This window comes from Hymenobacter coalescens, assembly GCF_054783195.1.
In genome coordinates, this window is sequence record NZ_BAAGRA010000019.1 from 437,939 (window position 1) to 457,854 (window position 19,916).

The 19,916-nt window shown below is 63.6% G+C and carries 21 protein-coding genes; 10 read left to right on the top strand and 11 right to left on the bottom strand.

Annotation, left to right across the window (positions count from 1 at the left end):
- Positions 1 to 276 precede the first annotated feature (276 nt).
- Positions 277 to 531 carry a hypothetical protein gene (locus ACYVKQ_RS18270; RefSeq protein WP_460676792.1) on the top strand — a complete coding sequence of 85 codons (255 nt, stop codon included), beginning with the start codon at positions 277 to 279 and terminating at the stop codon, positions 529 to 531.
- Positions 532 to 541: 10 nt separating this feature from the next.
- Here ACYVKQ_RS18270 and ACYVKQ_RS18275 read toward each other — a convergent pair whose 3' ends face one another.
- Positions 542 to 1,603, bottom strand: coding sequence for a ferredoxin--NADP reductase (locus tag ACYVKQ_RS18275; RefSeq protein ID WP_460676793.1), 1,062 nt, complete (start codon positions 1,601 to 1,603; stop codon positions 542 to 544).
- A gap of 201 nt (positions 1,604 to 1,804) precedes the next feature.
- On the opposite strand from ACYVKQ_RS18275, the gene ACYVKQ_RS18280 reads away from it, so the two are divergent.
- Positions 1,805 to 1,996 carry a hypothetical protein gene (locus ACYVKQ_RS18280; RefSeq protein WP_460676794.1) on the top strand — a complete coding sequence of 64 codons (192 nt, stop codon included), beginning with the start codon at positions 1,805 to 1,807 and terminating at the stop codon, positions 1,994 to 1,996.
- Here ACYVKQ_RS18280 and ACYVKQ_RS18285 read toward each other — a convergent pair.
- Positions 1,993 to 2,988, bottom strand: a complete 996-nt coding sequence (locus ACYVKQ_RS18285; protein WP_460676795.1) for an aldo/keto reductase — start codon at positions 2,986 to 2,988, stop codon at positions 1,993 to 1,995. The genes ACYVKQ_RS18280 and ACYVKQ_RS18285 overlap by 4 nt on opposite strands.
- Positions 2,989 to 3,135: 147 nt before the next feature.
- Between ACYVKQ_RS18285 and ACYVKQ_RS18290 the strand changes: the two genes are divergently transcribed.
- The gene (locus ACYVKQ_RS18290) at positions 3,136 to 3,546 is read left to right on the top strand and encodes a hypothetical protein (protein WP_460676796.1); all 411 of its coding nucleotides are present in this window, start codon (positions 3,136 to 3,138) and stop codon (positions 3,544 to 3,546) included.
- A gap of 23 nt (positions 3,547 to 3,569) precedes the next feature.
- The gene (locus tag ACYVKQ_RS18295) at positions 3,570 to 4,394 is read left to right on the top strand and encodes an alpha/beta fold hydrolase (protein ID WP_460676797.1); all 825 of its coding nucleotides are present in this window, start codon (positions 3,570 to 3,572) and stop codon (positions 4,392 to 4,394) included.
- A 144-nt stretch (positions 4,395 to 4,538) separates the two neighbouring features.
- Here ACYVKQ_RS18295 and ACYVKQ_RS18300 read toward each other — a convergent pair whose 3' ends face one another.
- Positions 4,539 to 5,873 carry a Gfo/Idh/MocA family protein gene (locus ACYVKQ_RS18300; protein ID WP_460676798.1) on the bottom strand — a complete coding sequence of 445 codons (1,335 nt, stop codon included), beginning with the start codon at positions 5,871 to 5,873 and terminating at the stop codon, positions 4,539 to 4,541.
- Positions 5,874 to 6,628: 755 nt separating this feature from the next.
- Between ACYVKQ_RS18300 and ACYVKQ_RS18305 the strand changes: the two genes are divergently transcribed.
- Together ACYVKQ_RS18305 and ACYVKQ_RS18310 are read left to right on the top strand one after the other, a co-directional pair.
- Entirely contained in the window at positions 6,629 to 7,084 is a 456-nt protein-coding gene (locus ACYVKQ_RS18305) for a DUF2141 domain-containing protein (protein ID WP_460676799.1), read from the top strand.
- A gap of 270 nt (positions 7,085 to 7,354) precedes the next feature.
- Positions 7,355 to 7,783, top strand: a complete 429-nt coding sequence (locus ACYVKQ_RS18310; protein ID WP_460676800.1) for a hypothetical protein — start codon at positions 7,355 to 7,357, stop codon at positions 7,781 to 7,783.
- Here the strand turns inward: ACYVKQ_RS18310 and ACYVKQ_RS18315 are convergent.
- Together ACYVKQ_RS18315 and ACYVKQ_RS18320 are read right to left on the bottom strand one after the other, a co-directional pair.
- Entirely contained in the window at positions 7,780 to 8,289 is a 510-nt protein-coding gene (locus ACYVKQ_RS18315; protein WP_460676801.1) for a YdeI/OmpD-associated family protein, read from the bottom strand. The two genes, ACYVKQ_RS18310 and ACYVKQ_RS18315, sit on opposite strands and share 4 nt — an antisense overlap.
- 6 nt (positions 8,290 to 8,295) lie before the next feature.
- Positions 8,296 to 8,883, bottom strand: a complete 588-nt coding sequence (locus ACYVKQ_RS18320) for a hypothetical protein (protein ID WP_460676802.1) — start codon at positions 8,881 to 8,883, stop codon at positions 8,296 to 8,298.
- Between the two features lie 253 nt (positions 8,884 to 9,136).
- On the opposite strand from ACYVKQ_RS18320, the gene ACYVKQ_RS18325 reads away from it, so the two are divergent.
- Entirely contained in the window at positions 9,137 to 9,838 is a 702-nt protein-coding gene (locus tag ACYVKQ_RS18325) for a DsbA family oxidoreductase (protein ID WP_460676803.1), read from the top strand.
- Between the two features lie 147 nt (positions 9,839 to 9,985).
- Here ACYVKQ_RS18325 and ACYVKQ_RS18330 read toward each other — a convergent pair whose 3' ends face one another.
- The 3 genes from ACYVKQ_RS18330 to ACYVKQ_RS18340 all read right to left on the bottom strand — a co-directional run bounded on the left by ACYVKQ_RS18330 (position 9,986) and on the right by ACYVKQ_RS18340 (position 12,176).
- Positions 9,986 to 10,618: an START domain-containing protein gene (locus ACYVKQ_RS18330; protein WP_460676804.1), complete on the bottom strand. Its 633-nt coding sequence runs from the start codon at positions 10,616 to 10,618 to the stop codon at positions 9,986 to 9,988.
- Between the two features lie 389 nt (positions 10,619 to 11,007).
- Entirely contained in the window at positions 11,008 to 11,367 is a 360-nt protein-coding gene (locus ACYVKQ_RS18335) for a hypothetical protein (protein ID WP_460676805.1), read from the bottom strand.
- 392 nt (positions 11,368 to 11,759) lie between these two features.
- Positions 11,760 to 12,176 (bottom strand): DoxX family protein, encoded by a 417-nt coding sequence (locus tag ACYVKQ_RS18340; protein ID WP_460676806.1) that lies wholly within the window; start codon positions 12,174 to 12,176, stop codon positions 11,760 to 11,762.
- Between the two features lie 133 nt (positions 12,177 to 12,309).
- On the opposite strand from ACYVKQ_RS18340, the gene ACYVKQ_RS18345 reads away from it, so the two are divergent.
- Positions 12,310 to 13,299: a GlxA family transcriptional regulator gene (locus ACYVKQ_RS18345; RefSeq protein ID WP_460676807.1), complete on the top strand. Its 990-nt coding sequence runs from the start codon at positions 12,310 to 12,312 to the stop codon at positions 13,297 to 13,299.
- Positions 13,300 to 13,749: 450 nt separating this feature from the next.
- Here ACYVKQ_RS18345 and ACYVKQ_RS18350 read toward each other — a convergent pair whose 3' ends face one another.
- Positions 13,750 to 14,301, bottom strand: coding sequence for a GNAT family N-acetyltransferase (locus tag ACYVKQ_RS18350; RefSeq protein WP_460676808.1), 552 nt, complete (start codon positions 14,299 to 14,301; stop codon positions 13,750 to 13,752).
- 255 nt (positions 14,302 to 14,556) lie between these two features.
- Here ACYVKQ_RS18350 and ACYVKQ_RS18355 point away from each other — a divergent pair, with 255 nt between their 5' ends.
- Positions 14,557 to 16,467, top strand: a complete 1,911-nt coding sequence (locus tag ACYVKQ_RS18355) for an alpha-amylase family glycosyl hydrolase (protein WP_460676809.1) — start codon at positions 14,557 to 14,559, stop codon at positions 16,465 to 16,467.
- 82 nt (positions 16,468 to 16,549) lie between these two features.
- On the opposite strand, the gene ACYVKQ_RS18360 is transcribed toward ACYVKQ_RS18355, so the two are convergent.
- Positions 16,550 to 16,930 carry a hypothetical protein gene (locus ACYVKQ_RS18360; RefSeq protein ID WP_460676810.1) on the bottom strand — a complete coding sequence of 127 codons (381 nt, stop codon included), beginning with the start codon at positions 16,928 to 16,930 and terminating at the stop codon, positions 16,550 to 16,552.
- 316 nt (positions 16,931 to 17,246) lie between these two features.
- On the opposite strand from ACYVKQ_RS18360, the gene ACYVKQ_RS18365 reads away from it, so the two are divergent.
- Positions 17,247 to 18,251: an SDR family NAD(P)-dependent oxidoreductase gene (locus ACYVKQ_RS18365; protein WP_460676811.1), complete on the top strand. Its 1,005-nt coding sequence runs from the start codon at positions 17,247 to 17,249 to the stop codon at positions 18,249 to 18,251.
- Here the strand turns inward: ACYVKQ_RS18365 and ACYVKQ_RS18370 are convergent.
- On the bottom strand, positions 18,248 to 19,777 hold the full coding sequence (locus ACYVKQ_RS18370; protein ID WP_460676812.1) for a M61 metallopeptidase family protein: 1,530 nt from the start codon (positions 19,775 to 19,777) through the stop codon (positions 18,248 to 18,250). The genes ACYVKQ_RS18365 and ACYVKQ_RS18370 overlap by 4 nt on opposite strands.
- Between the last annotated feature and the right edge of the window lie 139 nt (positions 19,778 to 19,916).

A 19,916-nucleotide genomic window follows, 5' to 3' on the forward strand; every position in this document is an offset into this window, starting at 1 on the left:
CCGCTACCCGGCGCGCCAGCACGCAACGTCGCGTTCTGGCGCGCCGGGCAGCAGCGTGCCGGGCGAAGGGCTGGATTGGGTGGAGGTGTGGGCGTGGCGCGCCTTCTCTAGCAGAAAGGCTTTGGGCCGACTTTCAGTGGCTGAATCTGGAAATGAGGGAATTTTTGGGATTAATTTTTACATTTTTTGTACTAATTAGTGCGAAGTATTAGGTACGCCGAGAATAATTTAGCTAGTTAGTAGGCGTCAACGCGCTTTCGGGTTGACCAGCGTCTTATGAGTACCCGGCAATTTCATTTTACCGCCCGTGACCATCCCAATGACCGGCAAAAACTCGTGGAAAGGCTACAGGATTTTCACCGGGAAGTGGTGCGGCAGAGCAACCGCGAAACCATGCTCAAAGTGTACTGCCAGGCCATAGCCTGCTGGGCACAGGATCCCAACACCGACCTCTACCACGTCGAGCGGCTGTGCGACGAAATCCGGCACGCCTCCGCCCTGGATAGCCTCGACGATTGGGAGGAAGCCTGAGCGGCCCGGCTCAGCCGTCGATTTCCAGCCGCACCGGGCCGCCCACCGGGTAGCCCGTGCACGTGAGTACGAGGCCGCGGGCCAGGTCGCGCGCGGTCAGCACCTCGTTGTAGCTCATCCACACGCGGCCCCGGGTGCAGCGGGCCACGCAGTTGCCGCAGCGCCCGGCCTCGCAGCTGTAGGGCAGGCGCAGGTCGAGGCGGCGGGCCGCCTGCAGCAGGGTATCGGGGTGCTGGCTCTCGAACTGGTACTCGCGCCCGGCCCAGCGCACCGTTACGGGATGTGGGTCGGTGTCGGGTGGCAGCAGCGGGGGCACGTAGGCGGGCTCCGTCACGAAGTTTTCGCGCCGGATGTTGGGCAGCGGCACCTGCAGCTCGCGCAGGGCGTAGGTGCACATCCGCATGTAGTTCAGCGGGCCGCACACGTAGGCCAGCAGCCGGTCGGGCGGCGCGGTGGCGTGCCGCCGCACCAGCGTTTTCAGCAGCTCCTTGTAGAGGTGCGCCCGCGCCAGGTCGGGGGCGTTGCTGTACAGCCACTCGATGTGCAGCCGCTCGGGGTACTGCGCGGCCAGCTGCGCCAGCTCGCGGTGGAAAATGGTGGTGCTCGGGGCGTGGTTGGAATACACGAGCACAACGTTCAGGGCGGGCCGGGTGGCCAACAGGCTTTTGAGCAGGGAGTAGATGGGGGTGATGCCCGAGCCGGCCGCCAGCAGCCACACTTGGTCGGCGGCGTGCGGGGCGTCGTCGGGCAGCGTAAAAAGGCCGGCTGCGCCGGTGGTCAGCAGCACGTCGCCGGGGCGGGTGCGGTCTACGAGGCGGCGCGAGAACAGCCCGTTGGCAACGCGCTTGACGGTAATGGCGGGCGGCTCCGCCACGTCGGGCGAGGAGCTGAAGGAGTAGGAGCGGCGCACTTCGCGGCCGTGCTCGTGGTGCACCAGCGTGAGGTACTGCCCGGCGCGGTAGGGCAGCGGCTGTCCGTCGGCCGGGGCCAGCACCAGCGTGGTGGTGTCGGCGGTTTCGGGGCGCACGGCCACCACGGTCAGCGGCCGGTAGGGCGAATCGGCAGTGGGCATAGGCGGGCTAGGGGAAGCGCGGCAAAGCAACAAGATAATCCGGCGCCAAGCGCGGCGCCCGGCTACCCTGCAGAAAGGCAGAGCGGCCGGGCGCCGGGTGTTGGTTGCGGAAAAGGAGCGGATGCCAGCTTACGCAGGCGGGCCGGCTTTGGTTGGCCGCGCGGCCATTAACTTTCGCTTGCTCTATTACTTGCTCCTGCCATGAATTCGGAACCCGGCGCCCTTTTCCAGCTGCTCAGCTACCTGCCACTGCTCACCAGCCTGGCATACCTCGTGCTCATCTTTCTGCTGGGCCGCCTGCTCATCAGCCTCGATGCCTATGTCAAGCTGAAAATCGGGCAGGAAAGCCGCCGCGCCGGGCAAGACCCGGACCGTGCCGCCGACCTCCGCTAGCTGAGCTGCAGCGCGGCCAGCTCGCGGTTGATCAGGCCCAGGTCTTCGTCGGAAAGCTGCACGTCGAGGGCGCGGGCGTTCTGCTCGGCCTGCCGGGCGTTGCGCGCGCCCACCAGGGCCACCGTAATGCCGGGCTGCGCCAGCGTCCAGCGGATGACCAGCTGCCCGAGCGTGGCGTTCTTGGCGTCGGCCAGCGGCTGCAGCTTAGCCAGGAAGGCGTTGATGCGCGTCACGTTGTCGGGCGTAAACAGGCGGTGAGTGGCGCGCAGGTCGCCGGGACCGAAGTCCTGCCCGGGCTGCATCTTGCCGGTGAGCAGGCCCAGCTGCAGCGGGCTGTAGGCCAAGATGGCTTTGTGGTGCTGCAGGCAGTAGGGCACCACGTCCTGCTCTATGTCGCGGCGCACCATGCTGTAGGGCACCTGGTTCGAGGCCAGCTGCACGGTCTGCTCGGCTTCCTGCATCTGCGCCACGGAGTAGTTGCTCACGCCCACGGCGCGCACCTTGCCTTGTTCTACCAGCCGCTGCACGGCTTCCATCGTGTCGTGAATGGGCGTCGTCACGTCGGGCCAGTGAATCTGGTAGAGGTCGATGTAGTCGGTGCCGAGGCGGCGCAGCGAGTTTTCGCACTCTTCGATGATGCTCTCCGGCCCGGCGTACTTGTAGATGTCGATGGCCTGGCCCGCGTTGTCCTGGCTGTGCATGGCCAGCGTGCCTTTGCCGGGCAGGTCCCAGCGCATGCCGAACTTGGTCAGGATCTGCACCCGGTCGCGCGGGAGGCCCTTGATGGCCTCGCCCACGATTTCCTCGCTCAGGCCCTGCCCGTACACCGGCGCCGTATCGATGCTGGTAACGCCCAGCGCGTAGGCTGCCCGGATGGCGCCCACGGCGTCGTTCTGCTCGGTGCCGCCCCACATCCAGCCCCCCGCAGCCCAGCTGCCGAAAGCAATGCGCGACACGTTCAGGCCGGAGTCGCCTAGTTGTTGATATTCCATGGTGGAGTTGGTGCCGTAAAGTGAAAAATGCCCAATTGGGGCGGTTGGGTTAACCTTCGAACCGCGCAGAAGGTTATACCGGAGCTACCGCAAGGAGCGCACGCGCTATTTCTGCGCTGCTCGTTTGCATTGCCTCCGCCCGAATCTATGCCCGTTACCCGCTTCCGCCGTCCCGATGGCCACGTTTTTCTCACCGCCGAGCGCAACCGCCACGAAGGCTGGATTCACGCGCAGTGGTCGGGGGTACAAACGCTGGAAACCGTGCAGGAGGGCGGCCTAGCCTACGTACAGATGCTGCGCGAAGAGCCCTGCAGCAAGCTCCTCAACGACCACCGCGAGCTGATCGGGCGCTTCACCGAGGCCAACGACTGGATTGCCCAGGTCTGGACGCCGCTCATCGTGCAGGCCGGCTTGCGCTACTTTGCCCACGTACTTTCGCCCGGCATCTTCGGGCAGCTGTCCATCGAAGACCTGCACCAGCGCATCGGCGAGGTGTTCGAGCTGAAGATGTTCGACGACCTGGAGCAGGCCAAAGCCTGGCTGCGCAGCGTGCAGTAAGCTCCTGCTGCCCCGGATTCGCCATGACGCAAAACCCTGCACTGCTGCCCGCGGAAGACTTCGACCTGCCCCTCGACGGTTACACCCTGTGCGTGCGGCGCCTGCGCGTGACGGGGCCCGCCGCCGATACGCGCCCCTGGCTGGTGCTGCTGCACGACTCGCTCGGCTGCATCACCGTCTGGCGCGACTTTCCGACGCGGCTGGCGGCCGCCACTGGCTGCCACGTGCTCGTCTACGACCGCCGCGGCTACGGCGGCTCCTCCGCTTTCGACGCCGCCCCTCGCACGCTTGGTTACCTGGAGGCCGAAGCGCCCGTGCTGCGGCAGGTGCTCGACGCCTGCGGCATCGGCCAGGCCATCCTCTTCGGCCACTCCGACGGGGGCAGCATTGCCCTGCTGGCCGCCGCGCTGTACCCCGGGCGCATTGCCGGGGTGCTGACCGAAGGTGCCCACGTGTTTGTCGAAGACGTGACGCTGGCCGGCATCCGCACCGCGCAGCAGCAGTACCACACCACCAGCCTGCCCGAGAAGCTGGCCCGCCACCACGGCTCCAAAACCGAGGCCGTGTTTCGCGCCTGGACCGATACCTGGCTGGCCCCAGGCTTCCGCGCTTGGAACATCGAAGCCTACCTACCGCGCATTCAGTGCCCCGTGCTCGTGCTGCAGGGCGAGGCCGATGAGTACGGCACTCCGGCGCAGGTAGCCGCCATTGCCGGGCAGGTAAGCGGCCCCGCGCGAAGCGTGCTGCTGCCCGGCGCGGCCCACACGCCCCACCGGGAAGTGCCCGAGGAAACGCTGCGTCTCGCCGCCGACTTCATTCAGGGGCTCGTGCGGCCGCAGGGCCGGTAAGCAGCGCAGCGCGAAGGGAGCGGCCCGACCAGACAAAAAAAGGGCGCGAGCTGTTTGCTCACGCCCCTTCTGAAGCTCGCGTCGGGTCCATTCCCCAATGCCCTTGCCAACCGGGTAGTTTTGGTGCATTCTCCCAACCCCTGGCTACGTTCGGTTGACTTGCGGCTTCAGTGTAGTTAAATCCCCGATGCGCACCGGCTTGCCCGTGTCGATGCTCTGGCGGGCGGCAATGCCCACCAGGATGGACATGGCGCCGTCGCGGACGCCGGCGGCCTGGCGGTAAGGGTCCTGGCCATCGGGGTTGAAGATTTGTTTGCGCAGGCGGACGTCGCCGCCCCCGTGACCCGGCTCGTGGTTCGGCATGCGGATGATTTCGCGCTTGCCGAAGTTCGTGGTCAGCTGCAGCTCGTCGAACGGTTCTTCGTTCCAGGTCTGCTTTTCCTTAATCCAGGTTTCCAGGCGCCCTTTCGTGCCGTTGAAGGCAATGCGGTAGCCTTCGTAGGGCGAGTAGGTGGTGAGCGAGTAGCTGACCTGCACGTTGTTGGCGTACTTGATCTGCACGGCCATCTTGTCGAAGATGTCGATGTCCTCGCGCCACACGCAGCCGTCGCGGTGGTAGCCGTCGTGCTGCTCGTTGGCGGCGTAGATTTTCATCAGCCGCTCGTCCTTGGTCATGTCCCAGTAAAAGGCGCACTTGTCCTTGTGCGGACAGGGGCGGCAGTGGGTGTGCCGGAAGGGGTTGTTCTTGCCGTAGTGTTCCAGCGAACCGTAAGCAAAGACCTCCTGTGGCTCAGACTCCAGCCACCAGTTGAGCAGATCGAAGTGGTGCGTGGACTTGTGCACCAGCAGCGAGCCGCTGTGTTCGCGCTTGCGGTGCCAGCGGCGGAAGTAGTCGGCGCCGTGGTGCACGTCGAGGTACCAGTGGAAGTCCACCGAAGTCACCTGCCCGATGGCGCCCGCGCGCAGCATCTCGTAGATCTTCTGGCGGTGCGGGGAATAACGGTAATTGAACGTGACGCTGACCTTCTTGCCGGTGCGCTTCTCCGCGTCGATGATGGCCTGCGCCTTCTTCTCATCGGTGGTCATCGGCTTCTCCGTCACCACGTCGCAGCCCGCTTCCAGCCCCTTGATGATCTGCTCGTGGTGGGTGGCATCGACGGTCGTGACAATGAGCACGTCCGGCTTCACCTGTTTGAGCATCTGGTCAAGGTTGGTGAAGGTAGGGCAGCTCACGCCCAGCATCTGCTTGCCGGTTTGCACCCGGCCGGGGTTGATGTCGCACAGGCCCACAAACTCCACGCGGCTGCTGTGTTCCTTGAGCACGTCCACGCCCCACATGCCCAGGCCGCGGTGGCCGGTGCCCACCATCGCCAGGCGCGTCTTGCGCGGGGCGGCGTGGCCGCCCGCCAGGAGCTCCGGCGCCAGCAGAGTGGCGGCGGCTACTGTACCCGAATGCTGCAGGAAGGTGCGGCGTTGCATGAGCAGTCTGATCAGACGGAAAGTGGGTGGGAACGGGGGAGGAGTTGCGCGTTGTGGAGTTGAATGTTGGGTTAATTCTTCTGAAAGTCATGCCTTTGGCGGTGGATTTTTTGTGCAAACGTTATCGGGAACGTTGCCAATAGCGGCTACCAAACGGTCGTTTGGCGCCGAAAAGCCAACGTACGGCTTTCCGTTAGGCTTGGGACAGGTACATGCATCTTTCTTTTACACGAGAGTTCCTTCTGCCACCCACCCCCGAGCTCTACAGCGCACCGGTGGTCCATTACCCATGCCTTTTCGCGTTATCATCGACATCCTGCATGCTCAGCCGGCGCTGCCCTGCCTCCTCGGGGGCACTTACCCTAACGAGTGGCTGTATACCTGCCAAGTGGCAGCAACAACCAGGCTTCCGCCCGGTCCGCGACGGGGCCAAGCGGTAATTGCGCGCCAGTACCTTGCCATCGATAACGCCGCACTGCCGCACCGCCGGGCTGAACCCAGTTGCCCGAGCACCGCGGCGCGGTCGTGTGTTGCGCACAGCAGTGAGTGCGGGTTGGCGTTGGGTGCGGTGGCCAGCAACCCGGCCCTGCAAAACCCGGGTTTGAACGCAGGACGCGTAGCGGGGAGCGGGCTGCGTAGAAAACAGCCGTCAGCTGCATTGCACCGTTGACGGCTAACAAATTGCTGGCACTAAGGCAACTATTTTGCGTATCTTGACGATTCACCGAGCAGTATACACCCAGCATCCACCGCCGATGACGATTTTTCAGCTTGCTCTCGTCGCCGCTAGCGGCCCGTTGCTTACCGTTGCGCCGTGCCTTGGAGCGGGTAATCCCACCGCTACTTCGTCGGTTACTGTCGTGGTGTCGCGGCTGGCTTCTACCCAGGCGGCCGTGAAGCTGTATTTCTACAATGTGCGCGAGTCCTTTCTCCAGCCCAAGCAATACGTCTTTTACAAAGTAGTACGCCCGGGCGGGCAGGACCGGATTACGCTGCCGGTGGAGCTGGCCAACGGCGAATGGGCCGTCGCCATTACCCAGGATACCAACAACAACGACAAGCTCGACAAGAATTTCGTGGGTATTCCCACCGAGCCTTTCGCCTTTTCCAACAACGTACGTCCCCGGTTGGCCCCGCCCGATTTCAACGACTGCAAGTTTGTGGTGAATGGCCCTGGTAAAGTGGTGACCATCATGCTGAAGGCGGAATAGCTGCGTCCGGCACGCTTAACGCAGACCGATCAGTTATAGGCTCCCGTTTGCAGCGTGGACGCTTGGGTTCAGGCAGTTGAAGAGCAGGTTCGGCGTGCGGTCGTACGGTGGAGCTTGCCCGCTTATGGGGCAGCCGCGGGCGCCCGCAGCGGCCAGTGCCCGCGCCCGACCGCAACCCGCAGGTGCCTTGTGCCGTTCGTGGGGCACAGAACCGGAAGATCGAAGTGCGGGTGTTAGCTTTGCTTCTGCCTTTCGAGTTCAATGCCGCCCATGTCCGACGTTGTCATCCAAGCTGAATCCTACGGTTCCCTGCTCTTTGCCCCGGAAGTGCCTAGCCTGGTGGTGCAGTGGCACGGGTTTGCCAACAGCCAGCAGTTCCGGGGTCTGATGGACGAGGGACTGACGCAGTTTGGGGAACAGGCCCAGCGAACTTGGCCGCTGGGCTGGATAATGGACGCGCGCCAGATGAGTGCCATCACGCCTGCCGACCAGATCTGGCTGGAAACCGACTGGAACCCGCGGGCGTATGCCGCGGGCCTGCGCCACATCGGCATTGTAACCTCCGAAAACATCTTCGGCCGCATTGCCACGCAAGTGTACATCGCCAACTCAGTGGCGCAGACGCACTACACGCTCGAATTGGCGTCGCTTGCTACGCCGGACGAGGCGAAGCGCTGGGTGCGCGCGCGGCTGCGCTAGAAGCGGCCGCCGTCGGCGCCGGGTGACCGAAACGGGTTGCCACCCGTAGCCAACTGATGCAGCAGCGTAATCACCCGCTGCGCGCGCGTTTCCGCCCGTTTAGCTGAGTCGATGTGGTGCACCAGATTGCGCTGGCGGCCGGGTGTAAGGCGGTGAAAAGCCGCTGCGGCTTCCGGCCACTCGGCCAGGCCCTCGAGCAACTCTTCGGGGAGGTCCACCTGATCCGGGTTTGGGTCGGGAGCCAGCGTTACCGTTACTTCGTCGCTGAGGGTCAGCTGCAATTCCTTGCGCAGGGCCTTGCTGATCATCAGGAACCGCTCGCCCGTGCGCAGCGGCAGCAGCCCGCGCCGGATCGGGTAGCCGTTGAGCGTGCCGACCACGCGCTTCACGCCCTTGCCCCCCAACGCTTCGACGACCTGCTCGGGTACGATGAGCATGAGCATAGGCATAAAGCCTACCCCGTTGGGCGTCAGATGAGCGCGGAAAGTCAAGGGCGCGTCCGGCACAATACGTTACTTTTTGGCCGGCGCAGCGGCGCGCAGTTCGGCACCGGCGGGCATGGGAATCTCGCGCGAAGTCTGAAACTCGGGCTGCTTGTCGGAGCCTTCTTCCAGGCGTCGCTGCACAATGCGCAGGCGGTTGCCGGTGCTTTGCAGCACAGCCAGGTCGTTGCTGGTGCCCGAGTTGGGGTCGTAGCTGCGGAAGCCCAGCAGCATGCTGCTGGGGAAGTTGGCGCGCTTCGCCTCGGCCGCGTCCACCACGTCGGGCTTGCCCGCGAAAGGCCCTAGATCCACCTCGCGCGACTCGCCGCCGCTCATCACCAAGTAAGCCGTGTTGCGGGCCGGGCCACCTTCGGTGTCTTTTACCGGCTGAAAACGAAAGGCCAATTCCACGGGCTTCACCGCCGCTGCCGTGGCCTCGGGCGTCGCATCGGTCGAGCCGGATTCCCCGGGCGCCGCTTCGCTTGCGTCGGCGGTACCGGCTTCCGGGGCTTTTGCGGCGCCGGCCGGGGCCGACTGCTCGGCCGCAGAAGGCGAGTTTTGGTTGCAGCCAGCCAGCAACAAAGCGGCGGCGAATAGGGGCAGGGCGTAGCGTTTCATCAGGCGGTAGAGCGAAGAGCTGAACGAGGCGTTTCAGCGGGTAAGATTAAGCATTATTGGCACGCAGACCACACGCAGCCGCGAAAAAGCGCCCTGTTCTGCTGAGGCCAAGCGCCGCTGTGCCGGGTGGGAGGAGCATATAACACCCAAGTCCCCTAGCATCGGGGCACTTACCGCTCAGGAACCACCCCCAGGAAACCTTTCTGATACCCCACTGCTTATAGCGGCCAACCCCCTTTTTGCTTCCAACAACATGAAAGTTGAAATCTGGTCTGATATCATGTGCCCGTTTTGCTACATCGGCAAGCGGCGCTTCGAAGCTGCCCTGCAGCAGTTCGCCCACCACGATAAGGTGGAAATAACCTGGCACAGCTTCGAGCTAGACCCTAACATGGAAACCCGCCCCGGCCAAAACATCCACGAACTGCTGGCCGAGCGCAAGGGTGTGTCGGTGGCGGAGGCCCGGCGCATGAACGACTACATGGCCGGCGTGGGGCGGGAAGTAGGCCTGCACTACGATTTCGATAAAGTAGTGCCGGTAAACACTTTCGATGCCCACCGCTTCACCCACTTGGCCGCCGCCCACGGCAAGCAGGATGCGGCCGAGGAACGTCTGTTTGCCGCTTACTTCACCGAAGGCCGCAACTTGGCCGACGCCGATACCCTGGCCCAACTGGGCAGCGAAATCGGCCTGAAGGCCGACGATGTGCGGCAGACGCTGGCCTCGGATGCTTATGCTCAGGAAGTACGGGTCGACGAGTACCACGCCCGGCAAATCGGGGTGGGCGGGGTGCCCTACTTTGTTTTTCAGGATAAGTACGCCGTGTCGGGCGCGCAGCCGGCCGAGCTGTTTCAAGAGGTGCTGGAAAAAGTATGGGCTGAGTTCCACCCAACGCCCAACCTGGTGACCATCGCCGACGGCCCCGCCTGCAGCACCGACGGTGCTAACTGCTAACCCAAGGCAAGCTTCTCGGCCTGAACCAGGACCAATGCCCAGTAGAAGCGCGGCTACCAGCCCGGCAATCGGGTCGTAGCCGCGCTTCTTCGTTTTCTTTAAGTAAAGCGTAGAGCCGGCTGGCGCGCCGGCGTAGTCACAGTAGGGTTAGCGCTGTGCTGTTTCGCCCTGCAGAAACGCGAACGAGCGGCTTTGGTAGCGCGGTAGTTGCAGGCCGTTGCGCAGCTTCATGAAAGAGCTGTAGGGGGCCACGGGCGCAATCATATTGATCAGCCAGGTCGGCAATTCACCGCCCGGATCTACCCGGAAGGTGTAATCGATTTGCAGGCGGCTGTCGGTCACTTGCCGCACCGTCCACTGGCCCGTCCACGAAGGCACCCGAACCAAATCGGGCTGCGGGGCCACCATGCCATTGACGGAGTTGGTGTGAATCACTAACAGCTTATCTACTGGCGAGTAGGCGAACTGCAGGCGCATCACCAGGTCGCGGTTGGCCACCGGGCGCGGCATCTGGCTTTCGATGTAGTAAAACAGCTCGGTTTCGCTGACGCGGCGCAGCAAGTGCGCCCGTTTGGTATTGCTGATGACCTGGGTGTAGTTGTCAACGTCGGTATACAGGGCCACCAACTGCGAAAGCGTGCCCGGCATTTCGCAATGAACCCGGATTTCCTTGAACCGGCTGCCGGGCGAATGGCGGGAATACACCTTGATGCCGTCCTTGTTTGTTTCGAGCCGCCAGTTTTCACGCGCTGCGGCGCAGCCCGACATGGGCTTCAGCATTCCCCCGCACAAGCAGAGCAGCGTCAGGAGAACCGCATAAAACGCGCGTGAGTAACGCATTCTGAACAAGGGCATACAGATGAAATAGAAAACGGGCCGGACCGTGAAAATACAACCGATAGATTTAATAAGACAACTTTTCTGCCAAAAGCTTAAACTTTGTCGACCTACTGCGGTTGAAAGACGCCAAACGCATCGGCCCATCCCTGACACGGACCTAGCGGAGGGCTATGCAAGCCCTGCCACTTACCTCGGCATAGGACGTAACGCACAGGCTGCCAGCTGGTAGCGGCAGGCGCTGGCTTTGGCGGCGGGGTTAGCCGATTCCCTTTGTGCGACGCTTCAAAAGGGCTGGCGCGGCCGTGAGCAAGCAGGCGTTAATAGATGCGCTAAGCAGACACCGGCATCTGAGCTGGAAGCTGGGTACGGCAGGCCAAGTGAAACAGCGGCGAAAGCAGCACTTTGCTAAGGCGTCCGTCGCGGGCGGCCGAATTGCCCCCGTCGTGGAGGCGCTGCTGGCAGGCACGCTGCACCGCGTTGTACACAGCCGCTACGGGGTATTGGCTAAGCAATTCGCGCAGGTCGGCAATATCGACCGAGTTGAAATGAGCATTGAGGGCCAGCAAGGCTAGAAATTGTTCCCGGTCAGCAGGGGAAGCGAGGCCGCAACCAACACGCTGGGCGCGCCGGGCGGGCTGCAACGACACATTTACCGGGGCTGGGGCAGAGAAGGTAAGGGTGTTGTACATAACAGGGAATTGGTGAAGGTTTCAATAAACATAGATAAAATATTTAATAGTATAATATAATTTAATATTTAAATTTTCATGGTATTTTTACCTGTCCAGTTTTACTATCAGGTAAGCTAGAACCCCAACGGTTGCATTGTTTTTCAGGTTGTTGGCTGTCATTTATTGATGCCATCCTCGAAATGGTTTGACGCAGTGCGTTGACTGAATACCATCGAGGCTACTTCAGCGCACAACGAGAGCGGCTTTTGAATAATAGCAAGGCGACGCAATGGATTCTAAGACACGCAGAGGCAGTAGATTTTCCTTTGTCTTCACCTACCCGCAGCCGCCGCGAAACTTGATCCGGAGCGCGTGGATACTTGCTCCCACACGCTCCGGAACCGGCCAGCTTATGCCGCAACCGGTAAAGCAGGGTCTGCCCGCGGTGCTTTGGGGGTGTGCGGTTGCATTCGTTTCCAGAGCACATAAGAGGCAATCATCGGTAGCAGGAAAAACAGGGGGAAAAGGCCGAGCGCCACTCCGGCACCAATGGAAAACCAAGCCGCCGCCGCGCCGACAAGGTCGATGGTAGAGCCTGCGTAGGCCCACTCTTTAACCGTGCGAAACCGCGTTTGCACCAGTGCCAGGGCTCCTAGCACTTTGCCGGAACCGATGACCAACAAGGAATGGGGCGGATAGCCCAGCTGACGCATAATGGCCAGGCCATCCTCGGTTTGTAGCAAGTTGCCAAGGCCACCCAGCAGCATGAAGGCAGCAAACAGCAGGGTGATAAACCAGTAAAGGGCGGTGGTGAGTTGAGGTTTCATAAGCGTGGCTGGCTAAAGGGTTTGACATGATGAGACTGTGTGCCAAAAATATTAGTAATTTGGGTAGGGCTTAGAGGCAAATGCGACCAATACGGGGGTATTTGCGACATTTAGAACACCTTATTCTGGAGCCATGAAGCATATCTCGATTCTGGTCCCCCGGGGGGCCATCCTGGGCAGCATCGAAGGACCACGGCTGGTGTTTACGGAGGTCAATGCGCTGCTCAAGCGCATGGGCAAGCCACCGCTGTTTCAGGTGCAGCTGGTGGGGCTGGCCCCCGATACGCCGGTGTGCGGCGGCATGTACACCGTCTCCACCAACCAGCTGGTGCAGGATGTGGAGCGCACCGATCTGGTGATTATTCCGGCCGTGGATGGCGACCCGGCCCAAGGGCTGGCCAATAACCGCGACTTTGTACCGTGGATCGTGGGGCAGTACCGGCAGGGGGCGGAAGTGGCCAGCCTGTGTCTGGGGGCGTTTTTGCTGGCTTCTACCGGACTGATCGACGGGCGGCAATGCACCACGCACTGGGCCGCGGCCAATGACTTCCGGCGCATGTTTCCGAAGGTGAAACTGGTGGAGGACCGGCTCATTACCGACGAGCACGGTATCTACTCCAGCGGGGGCGCCTTTTCCTACCTGAACTTGGTGCTGTACCTGGTAGAGAAGTACGCCGGACGGGAAATGGCCGTGGTGTGCGCCAAGGTGTTTCAGATCGACATTGAGCGCGTCAGCCAGTCGGCTTTCGTCATATTCAACGGCCAGAAGGGGCACGGCGACGAGCAGATCAAGAAAGTGCAGGCCTACATCGAGGACAACTATCAGGAAAAGCTCTCGGTGGACCAGCTGGCCGACCTGCTGGCGCTGGGCCGGCGCAACCTGGAACGTCGCTTCAAGAAAGCCACGGCCAACTCAGTGGTGGAGTACATTCAGCGGGTGAAAATCGAGGCGGCTAAGAACGGCCTGGAAACCTCGCGCGAGAACGTGAACGAGGTCATGTACCGCGTGGGCTACACCGACCCCAAGGCGTTCCGGCTGGCTTTTAAACGCCTCACCGGCCTCTCGCCCAAGGAGTACCGCGACAAGTACAACCGCAGCCGCGCCCTGGCCTCGGTAGCCTGAAGAAGCCGGCGCCGAGCAACTAGCCCGGGAAGAGCGGGCAAGTCGGTACAGGGGGCGGCGTGCGAGCAAACCGGCGGGCGCGAATAGCCGCTTCGAGGAAGCACCGGGCAGCACAGCGGCCGCCTGCCAGCCGCCATGCTGCGGCCGCTACGGAGCAAAGAATAAGTAAGCGCGGGTAACCAAATACGTAATTCAACGGTTGTCCCCCCCCCCCTCGCTGCTTATTTAGCCGCATGGATGACCACGCGCTTACCCCGACCCGGCGGCGGCGGCTCGTTATCGGAGCCGTGCGCTTCATGAGTAGCAGCGGTTACCCGCCCACCTACTTTGAGCGCCGCCTGTTAGCCCTTTTTGCTCGTGGGCGCATGAGCATTGAGCAAGTGCAGGCGTATCTCGGCGCGAGGCGCGGGCCCGGAGCACCGCCCCAAGCGGGCTGAAACCGCTGTTCCGTCAGGGCTGCACCGTCACCAGCGACTTGTCGTAAAGCTGCAGCCAGTCGCGGCGCAGGATGGCGTAGAGCAGCTCGTCTTCGAACTCGCCCGCGTCGTTGACGCCCGACTCGCGCATGACGCCCTCAAACTGAAACCCGCGGGTTTTCTCGATGGAGCGCCGGGAGGCGTGGTTGGAAACCCGAAAGCCGGTGGCCACGCGGTTGAGGCCCAACAGCTCGAAGGCCAGGTAAAAGAGGTGGGGCTTGCTGCGCGGCGTGACGCCCCGGCCGCGCATGTGCCGAAACACGTCGGCGCCGGTGGAGCCGCTGCGCTCCTCCCAGCTGTCGACGGTGAGCAATGTCAGGCCGGCCAGCTCGTTGCCCAGCAGGGAGTAGAAGCCGAAATTGGTGCGGCGGCCGGCGCGGTCGTACTGCGGCAGGTAACTTCGAAACAACTCCTCCAGCATGTCCTGCGAGTCGGGGAAGCCTTGGAAGAGTGTGGCTATTGCGGCCAGGTTGTCGTCGTCGATCAGGTGCAGGGCAATGCCGTCGGAGTGCAGGGCGCGAAACATGGACGAAGGCTGAAGTAGAACGAGAGGGAGAAAACGAAGCCGCAGCGGGCCACTGCTAAGTAAGCAAAAGCCGCGGGCCCCAGAAGAAACCCCACGCGCCGGCAAGCGCGGCCAGGAGCTATGCCCGGGTCAGCCCGTGCTGCCCCGACGCAGGACGCGCACCCACGCCGAAAAAAACGGCGCAACTTTTCGTGCTATTTTGCCGCCGGCCCCGGCTGCGGCCGGGGTTTCCCTCCGCTTACTGTTCCCGTTCCCATGCATACTTCCCCTTTGTGTCGTCGTTACCCGGTGTGGTTTCTCCTGTTGCTTGCCTGCTGGCTGCCGTGGCTGGCCGCCGCCCAGACGCCCGCCATTCAGCGCGTAAACCCCACCAACTGGTGGGTGGGCATGAAACACAGCAACGTGCAGCTGCTCGTGTACGGCCCCCAGGCCGGCACGCTGACGTATTCCGTCAACTACCCCGGCGTGAAGCTGGTGAAGGCCAGCCCCGTCGAAAACCCTAACTACGTCTTTCTGGACCTGGCCATCGGGGCCACTGCCAAGCCCGGCAAGGTGGCGCTGGTGGGCAAAAAAGGCGCGCAGACCGTGACGCAGCAGTGGGAGCTGAAGGCCCGCGACAACGCCGTGAAGGCGCAGGGCGTCACCCAGGCCGACCTGATCTACCTGGCCATGCCCGACCGCTTCGTCAACGGCGACCCGACGAACGATAAGTTCGCCGACATGGCCGACCCCAACGCGGACCGCGCCAACCCCTTCTACCGCCACGGCGGCGACCTGCAAGGGGCTGCCCAGCGCATCGGCTACCTCAAGGACCTCGGGGTGACGGCCGTGTGGTTTACGCCCGTCATCGAAAACGACCAGCCGCTCACCAACGAGGGCGGCAACATGCGTTCGGCTTACCACGGCTACGGCTTCACCGACCATTACAACGTGGACCGGCGCCTGGGCGGCAACGCGGCCTACAAGGCCTTCGTGCAGCAGGCCCACGCCGCTGGCCTGAAGGTGGTGCAGGACGCGGTGTACAACCACGTGGGCATCAACCATTGGACGGTGAAGGATTTGCCCATGAAAAGCTGGCTGCACCAGTGGCCCACGTATACCAACACCTCCTACCGCCAGCAGCCTGTGACGGACCCCCACGCGGCGGCCATCGACCGGAAAGTGCTGCTCGACGGCTGGTTTGTGCCATTCCTACCCGATCTGAACCAGCAAAACCCCTACGTAGCCAACTTCCTCATCCAGCATGCGCTGTGGAGCGTGGAAACCTTTGGCGTAGACGCCTGGCGCATCGATACCTACATGTACAACGACCAGCCTTTCATGAACCGCTGCAACGCGGCCTTGCTGGCAGAATACCCCCGGATTCACATTTTTGGGGAGTCGGCTGTGTCGAGCGTGGTGGACCAAGCCTACTACGTGCGCAACAAGGTGGCTTTCCCCTTTAAGTCCAACCAACCGGGCGGGCTGGATTTTGTGCTGGAAGGCGGCATGCTGGCCGGCCTCAAGGAAGTAGGCGGCAAAGACGCTACCGGCTGGGACAACGGTGCGCAGCGCGTGTACCAGGCCTTGGCCCAGGACGGGCTGTACGAAGACCCCACCAAACTGGTCACCTTCCTCGATAACCACGACCACCACCGTTTCCTCTCGGAAATGGGCGAAGACGTGGCCAAGTTCAAAATGGGGCTGACGTGGCTGCTCACCACGCGCGGTATTCCGTCGATGTACTACGGCACGGAGATTCTGATGAAAAACTTCAAGGACCCCTCCGACGCCGAGGTGCGCCGCGACTTCCCCGGCGGCTTTCCCGGCGACAAGGAGGACAAGTTCACGGCCGCCGGCCGCTCGGCCCCCGAAAACGACGCCTTCCAATTTGTGCGCACCCTGGCCCAGTACCGCCGCACCCACCCCTCGCTGCATTCGGGTAAGCTGATGCAATACATCCCCGAGAAGGGCCTTTACGCGTATTTCCGCTACGACAACGCGGGCACCGTGATGGTGGCCACCAACACCACCGACCAGGCCGCTGCGTTGGCCACGGCGCGTTTTGCGGAGCGTATGAGCGGCTTCACCAAAGCTCGCAACGTACTGACCGGCGAAACCCTGACGAACCTGACGACCCTGCAGCTGCCGGCCAAAACCGCCGTGGTGCTGGAGCTGCAGAAGTAGCCGCGCCCGGTGGGCCACCAGCCAAACCGCCGCTGTGCCCAAGCTGGGCGCAGCGGCGGTGGCATTTGGGGGCCATGCGGGCTTATTCGCCCTGGGTCTGGTACTTCGGCATTTCCTCGGGGCGGGTGAGCAGGCCGGCTGTCAGCCCCACGATGCCCATGCCGAGAAAAGCGTTGCGGGCCCGCTCGTTGCGGGCAAAGCCGAACAGCCAGGGCGCCGCCAGGGCCGTGGTGCTGTTGACGAAGTCCAGGGCCACGTGGGCTTTGAAGGGCATTACCTTAAAGGCGCCCCACTCGGCGCGGGTAAGCAGGGCCGACACCAGGGCCATGCCGCTCAGGGCGTAGCACACGGTAGCGGCCGTTTTTTCTTCCTCGAAGCCAAACAGCTGCGGCGCGGCGGCTACCGTCGGGATATACGTCAGGTCGGCCAGGCCGTGGGCCTGGCGGGAAATGGGCTGATTCATGGAATAAGGTGTTTGGGTGAGCATGGCGGCCCGCCGGGCCGCCTCAAAACAACGGTCCGCGCCAGCAAAAGGATAAGGACGAGCTGGCCGGCGCGCGGCACGGGAAACGCCGGGGCCGGACCGGATGGGCCACCGGCAGAGCAGAGCGGGATGGATCCGTACAATGGGCTTTGGGGGCAAGCTGAGCTATATCTCGCCCCCGGGTGGCACCGTAGGGGCTAGCGCCGCGCCTCACCTATCTGTCTTTTTGGTTCGGATGCCATACCACGTGTTTCCCGCCGCGGCGCGCCTCGCAGGCCTGCCCGCCTGCTGCCTATTGCTGCTAACCTTGCTGCTGGGCGCCTGCGCTACTTCCTGGCCCGGCCCGGCGGTGCAACAAAAAGTGCAGGGCAAAACCTACGTCATCGTCGGGGCCTCCAGCGGCTTTGGCCGCGGCATGGCCGAGCAGCTCGGCGCTATGAAGGCTAACGTGGTGCTGGCCGCCCGCCGCACCGACGTGCTGGAAGAGGTGGCCGGCAAGGTGCGCGCCGCCGGCGGGCAGGCGCTGGTGGTGACCACCGACATCAGCCAGCCCGAGCAGGTGCAGGCCCTGGCCGACGCGGCCCTGCGGCAGTTTGGCCGCGTCGATGTGTGGGTGAACGACGCGGGCGTGGGCGGCATCGGGCGCTTCTGGGACATTCCGCTGGCCGATTATTCCCGCATGGTCGATGTGAACTACAAGGGCGTTATCTACGGCAGTCAGGTGGCCGTGCGCATCTTCCAACAGCAGGGCAACGGCACGCTCATCAACCTGGGCTCGGTGGAAAGCCACGTGCCGCTGGCCTACCACGCCGTGTACGCCGGCACCAAGGCCGCCGTGCGCAACTTCGATCAGGCCCTGCGCCACGAGCTGCGCCTGCAGGGGTACAAGAACATCGAGGTGGCCACCATCGAGCCCTGGGCGGTGGACACGCCGTTCTGGGGGCACGCGGCCAACTACAGCGGCGGTACGGCGCGCATGGCGGCCATGGACCCGCCGAGCAAGGTGGTCAATGCCCTGGTGCGCGCCTCGGTGCGGCCGCGTGCCGAGCTGCCGGTGGGCGGCAAGGCCAAAGCCGCGGTGTTTTCGCACCGCGTGGCCCCGCGCTTTACCGATTGGCTGTCGGCCCACGTGGCGCACCGCTACCAGATCAAAACCGCTCCGCCCCTGCCGCCCACCAGCGGCGCGGTGCACCAGCCCCTGCCCACCGGCCGCGGCGGACGGGGTGAAGGCGCGCATCAAGGCCGAAAACCAGCAGCGCAAGGCCCAACAGAACTGACGCGCCGGCGCGGGCGCCGCTAGCGTCCGGGCTGGGCGGCCACGGCCGGGGCGGCGGGTTTCAGGTTCAGGTACCGCTCGCGCAGCGCGGCGGCCGGAGCCGTGGCCTTGATCAGCGGAACAGGCTGGGAGGTGTCCACGTCGAAGCCCTCGATCAGGTCGGCCTTTGTCCAGGCAATGTCGGCGCCGCTCAGAATGTGCTTCTGGAAAAAGTAGCTGATGTCTTCGTGCAGGTAGCGCTGGGCCAGGGCCAGCAGCCGCTCGTCGGTGAACTGCTGGCCGGGCTGGCGGCAGTCGCGCAGCAGCTCGCGCATCAGGTCGTCGAGCGAGTGGGTGTAGTTGGACTGGCGCAGAATGCGGTTGTCGAGCCAGAAGGCAAAGAGGGCTCCGCGGCGGTAGGGCAGCTTGCCGAAGCTGCTGTTGGTCCAGTAATGGTCCTTGATGAGGTAATTGGGCTGGTTGCGCTGCGGGTTGTTGTACAGGCGCCGGATGACATCGGTGTTGAAGAGCTTCAGCCACTCGTCCAGGCTCAGCTCGCCGCTGCGCAGGCGGTTTTTGTAGGCATAGTAATCGGTGAAACCCTCCGTAAACCAGTAGCTCAGCTCCTCGCGGGCGCTGCCGATCTGCCCGCCGATCCAGGTGTGAAGCATCTCGTGGTTGAACATGTAACGGAGCATGTCCCAGTTGTTGAAGGGGTTGTTCGAGGCCTGCAGCAGAAAGCCCTGGTGCACGCTGGCGCCCTTCATGCTGTAGCCGCGAAACGTGCTGTCGGCGCGCGTAACGGTGGGGCTCATGATGACGGTGTAATACGGGAAGCGCGTGTCCTGCCAGAAGTCGCGCTGCGCCGTGAAGGCGGCCTGGATGATGCGCAGCAGCTGGGGCTCGTCGTAGCGAAGCCACTGGCCGCGCAGGGCCACGTGCACCACGCGGTCCTGGTACGGCAGGCGGTGGAGGCGGTAGTCGCCGCCCACGTAGAGCGAGCGGTAGAACTGCGTCCAGAGCTTGCCGCGAAAGGTTTGGGTGGCGGCGCCCGAGGCCAGGGTGTTGTGCAGGGTGTAGCCCTGCGGAAAGCCCACCCAGCGGATGGTGGCTGCGAAGTCGGGGTCGCCGGGGGCGGCCGCGGCGGCCTCGGGCACGGCAAACAGCGTTTCGCCGAGCACGTGGAAGTACGTGTCGGTGACGCGGGGGCGGTTAAACACCTCCTCGGAGTAGGCCGGAGCGTCCTGCCGCACGCGGTAGGAGAAACGCACGTCGCGGGTGCGCGGGTGGTGCACCACGATGCGGTTGCTGTCGGGCACCAGCCGGAAGCGGTAGGGCGCGCCGTCGGAGCCCTGCAGGTCGCCGAGGCAGCGCATCAGCTTCCGTTCCCCCCACACTTCGTCGGCGTAGTGAAAGGCCGTGGAGTCGGCGGCGCGGGGCAGCCGTACGCGCACCTCCACGCGCAGGCCCTCGGTGGCCAGCGCCGGGGCGTAGTGCACGGCGTAATCGGCGCGAAACTGCGCCGCGGCCAGGCCGGGCAGCAGGCACAGGAAAAGGAGCAGGGCTTTCATGGGCAGGGGCAAACGGTACCCCGCAAAGGTATTGGCGTTGGCTGTCAGCGCGTTTCACATATTGATGTGAGGCCGGTCGGGCTGTTTGGCCTTTGGCAGGGGCAGAAGCAGCCCGCCGTGCCCAGCGGAGCCCCACGCA